Source organism: Streptomyces colwelliae (assembly GCF_048158785.1).
GTDB lineage: Bacteria > Actinomycetota > Actinomycetes > Streptomycetales > Streptomycetaceae > Streptomyces.
Genome location: NZ_JBLTJC010000355.1, coordinates 1 through 10,443 on the forward strand (window position 1 = coordinate 1; position 10,443 = coordinate 10,443).

At 70.7% G+C, this 10,443-nt stretch carries 9 protein-coding genes and 1 pseudogene; 4 read left to right on the top strand and 6 right to left on the bottom strand.

Annotated features, from left to right (window positions below; all coding sequences use genetic code 11):
• The 4 genes from ACNFOC_RS43325 to iolC all read right to left on the bottom strand — a co-directional run.
• Positions 1-743: thiamine pyrophosphate-binding protein (locus tag ACNFOC_RS43325; protein WP_416964501.1), on the bottom strand; the 743-nt coding region annotated here is incomplete at its 3' end.
• Positions 740-1,582 carry a 5-deoxy-glucuronate isomerase gene (iolB, locus tag ACNFOC_RS43330; RefSeq protein WP_416964502.1) on the bottom strand — a complete coding sequence of 281 codons (843 nt, stop codon included), beginning with the start codon at positions 1,580-1,582 and terminating at the stop codon, positions 740-742. The genes iolB and ACNFOC_RS43325, both read right to left, overlap by 4 nt.
• A gap of 10 nt (positions 1,583-1,592) precedes the next feature.
• Positions 1,593-2,462 (bottom strand): Cgl0159 family (beta/alpha)8-fold protein, encoded by an 870-nt coding sequence (locus ACNFOC_RS43335; RefSeq protein WP_416964508.1) that lies wholly within the window; start codon positions 2,460-2,462, stop codon positions 1,593-1,595.
• Positions 2,463-2,596: 134 nt separating this feature from the next.
• Positions 2,597-3,547, bottom strand: a complete 951-nt coding sequence (gene iolC, locus ACNFOC_RS43340) for a 5-dehydro-2-deoxygluconokinase (RefSeq protein WP_416964503.1) — start codon at positions 3,545-3,547, stop codon at positions 2,597-2,599.
• A 513-nt stretch (positions 3,548-4,060) separates the two neighbouring features.
• On the opposite strand from iolC, the gene ACNFOC_RS43345 reads away from it, so the two are divergent.
• Complete coding sequence (locus ACNFOC_RS43345; protein WP_200691293.1) at positions 4,061-4,261, top strand: helix-turn-helix transcriptional regulator; 201 nt, start codon at positions 4,061-4,063, stop codon at positions 4,259-4,261.
• Positions 4,262-4,320: 59 nt separating this feature from the next.
• On the opposite strand, the gene ACNFOC_RS43350 is transcribed toward ACNFOC_RS43345, so the two are convergent.
• Both ACNFOC_RS43350 and ACNFOC_RS43355 read right to left on the bottom strand, forming a co-directional pair.
• The gene (locus tag ACNFOC_RS43350) at positions 4,321-5,364 is read right to left on the bottom strand and encodes a zinc-dependent alcohol dehydrogenase family protein (RefSeq protein WP_416964504.1); all 1,044 of its coding nucleotides are present in this window, start codon (positions 5,362-5,364) and stop codon (positions 4,321-4,323) included.
• Positions 5,365-5,476: 112 nt separating this feature from the next.
• On the bottom strand, positions 5,477-6,676 hold the full coding sequence (locus tag ACNFOC_RS43355; RefSeq protein WP_416964505.1) for a cation:proton antiporter: 1,200 nt from the start codon (positions 6,674-6,676) through the stop codon (positions 5,477-5,479).
• Between the two features lie 61 nt (positions 6,677-6,737).
• Here ACNFOC_RS43355 and ACNFOC_RS43360 point away from each other — a divergent pair.
• From ACNFOC_RS43360 to ACNFOC_RS43370, 3 genes and pseudogenes are all read left to right on the top strand, one after another.
• Positions 6,738-7,688, top strand: a pseudogene (locus ACNFOC_RS43360) (PrsW family intramembrane metalloprotease).
• 83 nt (positions 7,689-7,771) lie between these two features.
• On the top strand, positions 7,772-8,011 hold the full coding sequence (locus tag ACNFOC_RS43365; RefSeq protein WP_416964506.1) for a heavy-metal-associated domain-containing protein: 240 nt from the start codon (positions 7,772-7,774) through the stop codon (positions 8,009-8,011).
• 98 nt (positions 8,012-8,109) lie between these two features.
• Entirely contained in the window at positions 8,110-10,374 is a 2,265-nt protein-coding gene (locus ACNFOC_RS43370; protein ID WP_416964507.1) for a heavy metal translocating P-type ATPase, read from the top strand.
• Positions 10,375-10,443 lie beyond the last annotated feature (69 nt).

Genomic DNA, 10,443 nt, shown 5'->3' on the forward strand with positions numbered 1-10,443 from the left:
GCCTCCGCACGGCTGTGGTGGACTCCGCCGCCCGCGATGATCAGGGGGCGTTCCGAAGCCCGAACCGCCCTTACCGCTTCGGCGAGTTCGGCCGGGTCGGCGGCCGGTCGCCTTACGTGCCAGGTGCGTTCGGCGAAGAACTCGTCCGGCCAGTCGTACGCCTCGGCCTGAACGTCCTGCGGGAGAGCGAGGGTTACAGCTCCGGTCTCCACGGGGTCGGACAGCACGCGCATGGCGTTCAGGGCCGCGGGGATGAGCGCTTCCGGGCGGGTGATCCGGTCGAAGTACTTCGACACCGGGCGCAGACAGTCGTTGACCGACACATCGCCCGCGTACGGGACTTCGAGCTGCTGGAGCACCGGGTCGGCGACGCGGGTGGCGAAGGTGTCGCCGGGGAGGAGCAGGACCGGGAGGTGGTTGATGGTGGCGAGGGCGGCGCCGGTGACGAGGTTGGTGGCGCCGGGGCCGATCGATGTCGTAACGGCGTGTGCGGACAGGCGATTCGACTGACGCGCGTAGCCGACCGCCGCGTGGACCATGGACTGTTCGTTGCGGCCCTGGTGGTACGGCATCTCCTCGGCGTACTCGATGAGGGCCTGGCCGAGGCCGGCCACGTTGCCGTGACCGAAGATGCCCCAGGTCGCGTCGATCAACCGCCGCCGTACGCCGTCGCGTTCGGTGTGCTGGACGGACAGGAACCGTACGAGTGCCTGTGCGACCGTCAGCCTCGTCGTCGAGGTCATCGGTAACCACCTGTGCTTTCAACGTGGTCCGGGTGGAAGCAGATCCGCCACTCCCTCGTTCCACCCGGCCCCGCCATGACGTTCAGGTAGTACATGTCGTGACCCGGCTGGGCGATCGACGGGCCGTGCCAGCCATCGGGCACGAGCACGGCGTCGCCGGAGCGGACCTCCGCGAGGACGTCGGATCCGCCCTCACGGGAGGGGAATACGCGCTGATAGCCGAAACCGTTCGGGCCGTCGATCTCGAAGTAGTAGATCTCCTCCAACTCGGCTTCCTCGCCCGGCCGTTGTTCGTCGTGCTTGTGGGGCGGATACGAGGACCAGTTGCCGCCGGGGGTGATGACTTCTACGGCGATCAGCTTGTCGCAGTCGAAGGCGTCCGCGGAGGCGAAGTTGCGGACGCGGCGAAGGCAGGTGCCGTCGCCGCGTCGTTCCACCGGAACCTCCGGCGCGGGGCCGTAGCGAGCGGGGAGTCGTCGCTCGCACTTCGCTCCTGCCAGGGCGAAGCGGCCTCCCGCGCCGGAGGCGATCTTGGCCTGGGCGTCGCGGGGCACGTACGCGAAGTCGGTGACTCCGGCGAACACGCTTTCCCTGCCCAGGAGTTGGAACTCTTCGTCCGCAATTCGCACGGTACATCCACCGCTGAGCGGAAGCACGATCCACTCGCTGTCACCGGTGGTGAAGTGGTGTGTCCCGCCCGGCTCCAGCTCGACAACTCGCAGACTGCTGTGGGTCCAGCCGGCCCGCTTGGGGTCGATGTCCACGGCGTACTGCGCGTTGGCGGCGGAGCCCCTGGGGACGTACAGCTCGGGGACGCACGACTGCTCGGCGGTCGTCATAACACGGCCCTCACAGCAGCCCTACGGCGGTGTCCACGGCGGCGGCGACATCTCCGTCCGCCGGATAGAGCAGCGAGCGGCCGACCACCAGGCCGCGCACGGTGGGGAGTTGGAGGGCGCCGCGCCACTTCTCGTAGGCGCCGTCCTGGTCGTCGCCGACCTCACCGCCGAGGAGGACCGCGGGGAGAGTGGAGGTCTCCATGACCCGGGCCATGTCGTCCGGGTTCTCGGTGACGGGGAGCTTGAGCCAGGTGTAGGCCGAAGTGCCGCCCAGGCCCGAGGAGATGGCGATGGACTTGATGACGGCGTCGGCGGAGAGGTCGTTCTTCAGCTTGCCCTCGTCCGTGCGGCGGCTGATGAACGGCTCGACGAACAGCGGGAGTTGACGCGCGGCCATGTCGTCGATGGCGCGGGCGGTGGACTCCAGGGTGGTGAGGGAGCCCGGGTCGTCGTAGTCGATGCGCAGCAGCAGCTTGCCCGCGTCGAAGTTGAGGCGCTCGATGTCCTGGGCGCGGTGGCCGGTGAAGCGGTCGTCGAGTTCGAAGCTCGCGCCCTGGAGGCCGCCGCGGTTCATCGAGCCCATGACGACCTTGCCGTCGAGGGCGCCGAGGAGGAGCAGGTCGTCCAGGATGTCGGCGGTCGCGAGGACGCCGTCGACACCGGGCCGGGAGAGGGCCAGGCAGAGGCGTTCGAGGAGTTCGGCGCGGTTGGCCATGGCGAACTTGTGGTCGCCGACGCCGAGCGCGCCACGCGCCGGGTGGTCGGCGGCGACGATCATCAGCCGGCCGGCGTCGTTGAGGAGGGGCCGCCGGACTCGCCGGGCGGCGGCCTCGGCGATCGCCTCGGGGTGGCGGGTGCGGACGCGGACGAGCTCGGAGATGTCGACCCGGGGGCCGGTGCCGCCCTCGTGCCCCGCGGGCCCGGAGGGATCCGACGGACCGGTGAGACCGTCGCCGCCCCCGTGTTCGTCCCCGCCCCCGTGTTCGTGCTCGGCGCCCGTCACGCGGCCGGCCCTCACAGGACCGCTCCGGCGGCGATCGCGCCCTCGACCTCGGCGACCGTGGGCATCGCGGAGGAGCACTCCAGGCGCGAGGCGACGATCGCGCCGGCCGCGTTGGCGTGCCGCATGATCTTCTCCAGGTCCCAGCCGGACAGCAGGCCATGGCACAGGGAGCCGCCGAAGGCGTCACCGGCGCCGAGTCCGTTGAGGACGTTCACCGGCAGCGGGGGCACCTCGGCCGACTCGCCGGCCCGGTTGACCGCGAGGACGCCCTTGGGGCCCTGCTTGACGACGGCGAGTTCGACACCGGCGTCCAGCAGCGCGCGGGCGGCGGCGTGCGGTTCGCGTACGCCGGTGGCGACCTCCACCTCGTCGAGGTTGCCGACGGCGACGGTGGTGTGGCGCAGGGCCTCTTCGTAGAAGGGGCGGGCCGCGCTCGGGTCCTTCCAGAACATCGGCCGCCAGTCGAGGTCGAAGACCGTCGTACCGGACTTGGCGCGGTGGGCGAGGGCGGCGAGCGTGGCCGTACGGCTGGGCTCCTCGCTCAGGCCCGTGCCGGTGATCCAGAAGATGCGGGCCGAGTGGATCGCGTCCAGGTCGAGCTCGTGGGCGTCGATCTCCAGGTCCGGGGCCTTGGGCTGCCGGTAGAAGTACAGCGGGAAGTCGTCCGGCGGGAAGATCTCGCAGAAGGTGACCGGGGTCGGGTAGTCCGCGACGGGTGTGACCCAGCGGTCGTCGACGCCGAAGTCGCGGAGCGCCTCGTGCAGATAGGTGCCGAAGGGGTCGTCGCCGGTGCGCGACACCAGGGCCACCTCGCGGCCCAGCCTCGCGGCGGCGACCGCGACGTTCGCCGCCGAGCCGCCGAGGAACTTCCCGAAGGTCGTCACCTGGGGCAGCGGCACGCCCGTCTGTAGCGGATAGAGGTCCACCCCTAGCCGCCCCATGGTGATCAGGTCGTACGCCATCGACTTCCCTTCGCGCCCTCACCTCCGGGCCCCCTGAGGACCGGATGCGGAGCGGCTTCGTTTCGGCTCTCCACGGTTTGTAGTCCCGCGCCCCGAGCCCTGTCAATGTTTTGTCCAGACATTCGGACGAGACGAGGCAGCTTGAGGGTAAGGGCTTGCACGGTGGCGGCCGTGGCGACGGTGGTTTGTCGGGTGCGGGTGCGTTGTGGTTGCTCGCACCCACGCGGCGGAGCCGCACATCGATACAGCCCCGCACCCCTTACGGGGCGCTAGTCAACGCGCCGCGCCCATGCGCCCGCGTGCGCCTTTGCGTCACCTGTGTCACAAAAGCCCCCCTCGTGTCACACATGTCGCGTGTACGCGGGTTTTGCGTCACACCCGGTCGACAGGCGCTTCCCGTCCCTCACTCTGTGTCGTTCACCCGGCACAGGCTTTGTGATCGCCAGCGCAGCGCACGGCTCCCCCGACGGCCGCCCCCGGCCGCCGCCGCGGCGCGCGCAGGGAGGTGCACTCATGACCGACCGACGGCTCTGGTCGTACAAGGAAATCGCGGCCCACATCCGCGTCCAGCCCGACACCGTCCGCTCCTACCGCAAGCACGGCCTGCTGCCCCCGCCCGACCACGTGGAGAGCGGCAAGCCGTTCTGGTACGCCGACACGGTCCGGGCCTGGGTCGCCTCCAGGCCGGGCAACCGGGGTCGCAGAGACGACTGAGCCGACCGGAGGGGCCGACGCGGTACCGGGCGCCCGGCACCGCGTCGGTCGCCGGGGAGTCACCTCCACGGTTCGATGACCGTCACCCCCGCTCCCGGTGCCGTCCCCATCGCGGCGAGCGCCGCCGGTGTCTCGTCCAGGGTGATCGTCGTGGTGGCCAGGAGGTCGGGTCGGAGCACCCCCGCTCGGACCAGTTCCAGCATGGGCGGGTAGGTGTGGGCCGCCATGCCGTGGCTGCCGAGGAGTTCGAGTTCCAGGCCGATCGCGCGGGCCATCGGGACCGGGGTCGTGCCGGACGGGGAGGGCAGGAGGCCGACCTGGATGTGGCGGCCCCGGCGGCGCAAGCCGTTCACCGAGGCGGCACAGGTCGCCGGGGAGCCCAGGGCGTCCAGCGACAAGTGGGCGCCGCCGCCTGTCAGTTCGCGTACCGCCCGCGCCGTGTCCGGGGTGCTCGTACCGTCCACGCACTCCGCCGCCCCGAACTTCCTTGCCAGCGCGAGTGCTTGGGGTGAGATGTCCACCGCGACGACCCGGGCGCCGGCGGCCGCCGCGATCATCACCGCCGACAGGCCGACTCCCCCGCAGCCGTGCACCGCGACCCACTCCCCCGGCGCGACCCGGCCCCGCTGCACCACCGCGCGGAACGCCGTCGCGAACCGGCAGCCCAGCGAGGCCGCCGTCGCGAAGGTCATCTCGTCCGGCATCGCGACCAGGTTCACGTCGGCGTGGTCCAGGGCGACGTACTGGGCGAAGGAACCCCAGTGGGTGAAGCCGGGCTGGGTCTGGCGCTCGCACACCTGCTGGTCGCCCACGGCGCAGGCGGGGCAGGTTCCGCAGGCGCAGATGAAAGGTACGGTGACGCGGTCGCCGGGGTGCCAGGCGGTCACCCGGGGGCCCAACGACTCGACCACGCCGGCGAGTTCGTGGCCCGGGACGTGGGGCAACGTGATGTCGGGGTCGTGGCCCTGCCAGCCGTGCCAGTCGCTTCGGCAGAGGCCTGTTGCCTCGACCCGGACGATTACTCCGTGGTCTGTGGGGTGAGGGTCCGGTACTTCCCGTACCTCGGCTGGTTCCCCGTACTGCTCGAAGACCACCGCTCTCATCTGCGCTCCTGTCGCCATTGCCGTCTGCGGGTGCGTCGTGGCTGGTCGCGCCCCGCGGCGGAGCCGCATATCGATACAGCCCCGCGCCCCTTCAGAGCGCTCAGCCCCCCGTTCACCACGACTCCGACCCCGTTCCTACCCCCTTCCCCGCAACCTTCTCCCCCCGCAACCTCAACGCCACCAACGGAAAGACCAACACCGACACCATCGCCGCCCCCACCAACGCCGCCGCGTCCGCCGACTTCAGCACCTTGTCGTCCACCCCGATCGTCGTGATGGCCACGACCAACGGCAACGCGGTCGAGGCGAACAGCGTGAGGGCGCGCCGGTCCCGGCGTACGAGATCGCGTGGGGCGAGGGCGTAGACCGGAAGGCCTCGGACGAGGAGGAACAGCACCAGGAAAATCGGGAGAAGCAACAAGGCGTGGCCTCCGGACAGCAGAGCGTCCAGGTCGAACTCGATGCCGGTGACCACGAAGAACACCGGGACCAGGAAGCCGAAGCCCATCGCCTCGATCTTCTCCAGGACCGAATCCGCGCTCTCCGGGGCCGCTCCGTGCAGCACCAGGCGGGTGATCAGGCCGGCGGCGAAGGCGCCGAGGAGGGTGTCGAGGCCGAGGGCCCCGGAGATGCCCAGCATGACCGCCAGGAGGAGCACGACGAGTCGTACGGCGAACTGGCCGCTGCTGTGGAGGGTCTTGGCGATGATCCGGGAGAACCACGGCGGACGGGGGCGCAGCGCCCACCACACGGCCGCCGCCGTGAGCAGGGCGAACGCGGCCAGGAGTGCTGTGGAACGGCCCGGCGCCCGGCCGCTCAGCAGCAGCGCCATCGCGATGATCGGGCCGAACTCCCCCACCGCGCCGACCGCCAGCATCACGGAGCCGAAGCGCGAGTGCAGGTCCCCGGCGTCACGCAGGACCGGCAGGACCGTGCCGAGGGCGGTGCTGGTGAGGGCCGTGCCGACGTAGACACCCTTGGACCAGCCGGAGAGCGCGGTGGCCAGGGCCAGGCCTGCCGCCAAGGAGATCAGCCACGCGCGTACCGACCGTCTGAGCGTGTCCCCCCGGATCTTGTCGAACTCGATCTCGTATCCGGCGAGGAAGATCAGCATCGTCAGACCGAGGTCGGAGAGGGTGTCGATCACCTGTCCGTCGCCCGCCCAGCCGAGTACGTCGGGACCGACGAGGATGCCCAGCAGGATCTCGAAGATGACCAGCGGGACCGGGAGACGGCGGCCGATCGCGTAGGCCAGCAGGGGCGCCAGTACGGCGATGGTCATGATCAGGATGAGCGTCCCGGACTGCGACATGAGGCGTATCTACCATAAAGTGCCGGTAAATCTGCCCTGTAGGAGTACGAGGGGATTTGCCGTGACCTACTCTCCGCCGCCGGGCGCGCCCCGGGCCCGTATCCCCGGGCCGCAGCAGCCTCCGCCGACGTACCCCCAGATCCGTACCGGCCTGTGGAAGCACTGCCTGGGCGGCGGGCTGGCGCTGTGGGTACTGACCGCGCTGGTCACGTACGCGACCAAGAACACCACCCTGCTGCCGACGCTGATCCTGCTCGGCAGCTTCCTGGTGCCGGTGACCTTCGTGCTGTGGGCGTACGAGCGGCACGGGCGCGACCTGGGCGTGAGCGTGATCCTGGGCTGCTTCCTGACCGGCGGCACGCTCGGGGTGCTGGGCGCCTCGGTCATGGAGTACTACCTGCTGCACCCCTCCCTGTGGATGTTCGTCGGCGTCGGCCTCATCGAGGAGGCCGTGAAGCTGGGGGCGCTGATGTTCGTGCTGCGCCGGCAGCCCCGGCTGCACGGGATGCGCGCCGGGCTGGTGCTGGGCGCGACGGTCGGCTTCGGTTTCGCGGCCCTGGAGAGCGCCGGGTACGCCTTCAACGCGGCCGTCTCCGCCAAGGGCATCGATCTGCGGGCCCTTCTGGAGACCGAGATCCTGCGCGGGGTCCTCGCACCCTTCGGGCACGGCCTGTGAACGGCGGTCGCGGGTGGCGTCCTGCTCACGTACCGGCAGCTGAACGGGCGCTTCCGGTTCACCGGCCCGGTCGTCGGCACGTATCTCGGCGTCTCCTTGCTGCACGCCCTGTGGGACTCGACGCACGGCATCGCGATCTGGCTGGTGGCCCGGCTGTCGGGCGCGGGCCTGGACAGACAGCTGTTCGCCCAGGGGTACATCCCGGCGCCGACCGACCAGCAGGAGCATCTGTTCACGGTGTTCTCGGTGGGCGGGATGGTGCTCGTGGCGCTGTTCGGCGTGGCCTGGGTGCGGTCGCTGGCCCGGCGCGACCCCTCTTGGAGAAATACCCCCTAGGGGTATAGTGTGAAGCACAGAGTGAGCCACCGTGGGCCACTCCGACCGCATACACCTCCACACGCCTCCACGAGGAGAACGACATGACCTCCCAGACCGACACCCAGGGTTCCGTCACCACCGTCTACAAGGTGAGCGGGATGAGCTGCGGACACTGTGAGGGCTCCGTCTCCGGCGAGCTCTCCGGGCTGCCCGGCGTCACCTCGGTGAAGGCCGTCGCGTCGACCGGCGAGGTCACCGTCGTATCCGCCGCCCCGCTCGACGACGAGGCCGTCCGCGCGGCGGTCGACGAGGCGGGCTTCGAGCTCGTCGGCCAGGCCTGAAACAGCACCGGCACCACACTTCTGTTCTCTCCGACCGGGCCGTGCCGACCAGCTGATACTGGCTCCGCGCGGTCCGGTCCGATGTCTGGAGTCCGGACATGACCAGCACCACCACGATCGGCACCACCGCGGAGACACCCATAGCCGCGACCCCCGAACCCGCCGCCGAGGTCGAGTTGCTCATCGGCGGGATGACCTGCGCCTCCTGCGCGGCCCGCGTCGAGAAGAAGCTCAACCGCATGGACGGCGTCACCGCCACGGTCAACTACGCGACCGAGAAGGCGAAGGTCAGCTACCCGGCGGGCATCCAGGTCGCCGACCTCATCGCGACCGTGGTGAAGACCGGGTACACCGCCGAGGAACCCGCGCCGCCGGAACCCGAAACGCGGGACACTCCCGACGAGGATCCCGAACTCGCCTCCCTGCGCGAGCGGTTGACCGTCTCCGCCCTCCTCGCCGTGCCCGTCGTGCTGCTCTCGATGATTCCGGCCCTCCAGTTCGACAACTGGCAGTGGCTCGCGCTCACCCTCGCCGCGCCCGTCGTCGTCTGGGGCGGACTCCCGTTCCACCAGGCCGCGTTCACCAACGCCCGGCACGGCGCGGCCACCATGGACACCCTTGTCTCGGTCGGCACGCTGGCCGCGTTCGGCTGGTCGCTGTGGGCGCTGTTCTGGGGCGACGCGGGCATGACCGGCATGCACGACGAGTTCCGCCTCACCGTCTCGCGTACGGACGGCGCCTCGACGATCTACCTCGAAGTGGCCGCCGGAGTCGTCGCGTTGATCCTGCTGGGCCGCTATCTGGAGGCCCGCTCGAAGCGGCGTGCGGGAGCGGCCCTGCGCGCGCTCATGCAACTGGGCGCCAAGGACGTCGCCGTACTGCGGGACGGTCGTGAAGTGCGGGTCCCGGTCGGCGAGTTGGCGGTCGGGGACCGTTTCGTCGTACGGCCCGGCGAGAAGATCGCGACCGACGGCACCGTCGTCGAGGGCGCCTCGGCGGTCGACGCGTCGATGCTGACCGGCGAGTCGGTGCCGGTGGACGTGGCACCGGGTGACACGGTCACCGGCGCGACGGTGAACGCCGGCGGGCGGCTCGTCGTAGCGGCGAGCCGTGTCGGGTCGGACACCCAACTCGCCCGTATGGCACGGCTGGTGGAGGACGCGCAGAACGGCAAGGCCGAGGTGCAGCGGCTCGCGGACCGGATCTCCGGGATCTTCGTGCCGGTGGTGCTGTTGATCGCGCTCGGCACGTTCGGGGTGTGGCTCGGAGTCACGGGTGACGTGGCCGCCGCGTTCACCGCGGCCGTCGCCGTGCTGATCATCGCCTGCCCGTGCGCGCTGGGCCTGGCCACCCCGACCGCCCTCATGGTCGGCACCGGCCGCGGCGCCCAACTCGGCATCCTCATCAAGGGCCCCGAGGTCCTGGAGTCCACCCGCCGCGTCGACACCGTCGTACTCGACAAGACCGGCACGATCACCACCGGCCGCATGACCCTCCAGGAGGTCTACGTCGCCGACGGCACCGACGAGCGGGAGCTGCTGCGGCTAGCGGGCGCCCTGGAGCACGCCTCCGAACACCCCGTCGCGCGAGCCGTGGCGGCGGGCGCGGAGGAGCGGGTGGGACCACTGCCGTCGGCCGAGCACTTCGAGAACGTACCCGGACGCGGCGTACGCGGCCGCGTGGAGGGCCGTGAGGTGGCCGTGGGGCGCCTCTACGACGATCTCCCGGAGGAGTTGGCCCGCGCCAGGTCCGAGGCCGAGAGCGGCGGACGTACGGCCGTGGTGGTCGGCTGGGACGGAGCGGCGCGCGGAGTCGTCGCGGTCGCCGACGCGGTCAAGGAGACCAGCGCCGAGGCCGTACGCGAACTGCGGGCCCTCGGGCTCACTCCGGTGCTGCTGACCGGGGACAACCGGGCGGTGGCCGATGCGGTGGCCGCCGCCGTCGGGATCTCTCCCGGGGACGTCATCGCGGAAGTACTGCCCGAGGACAAGGTCGATGTCGTACGACGGCTTCAGGGCGAGGGGCGGACCGTCGCCATGGTCGGCGACGGGGTCAACGACGCCGCCGCGCTCGCCACCGCCGATCTCGGGCTCGCGATGGGCACCGGGACGGACGCGGCGATCGAGGCGAGCGATCTGACGCTGGTGCGCGGGGACCTGCGGGTGGCCGCGGACGCGATCCGGCTGTCCCGGAAGACGCTCAGCACCATCAAGGGCAATCTCGTGTGGGCTTTTGGATACAACGTGGCCGCGCTCCCGCTGGCCGCCGCGGGGATGCTGAACCCCATGATCGCGGGGGCCGCGATGGCCTTCTCGTCGGTGTTCGTGGTCTCCAACAGCCTGCGACTTCGGACATTTCGCTGAAGTTCCGCAAAGTTACCGGGAGTTACGGGAAGTCGAAGTAAGAGTCCCCCTAGAGACGGAGGACGGCCT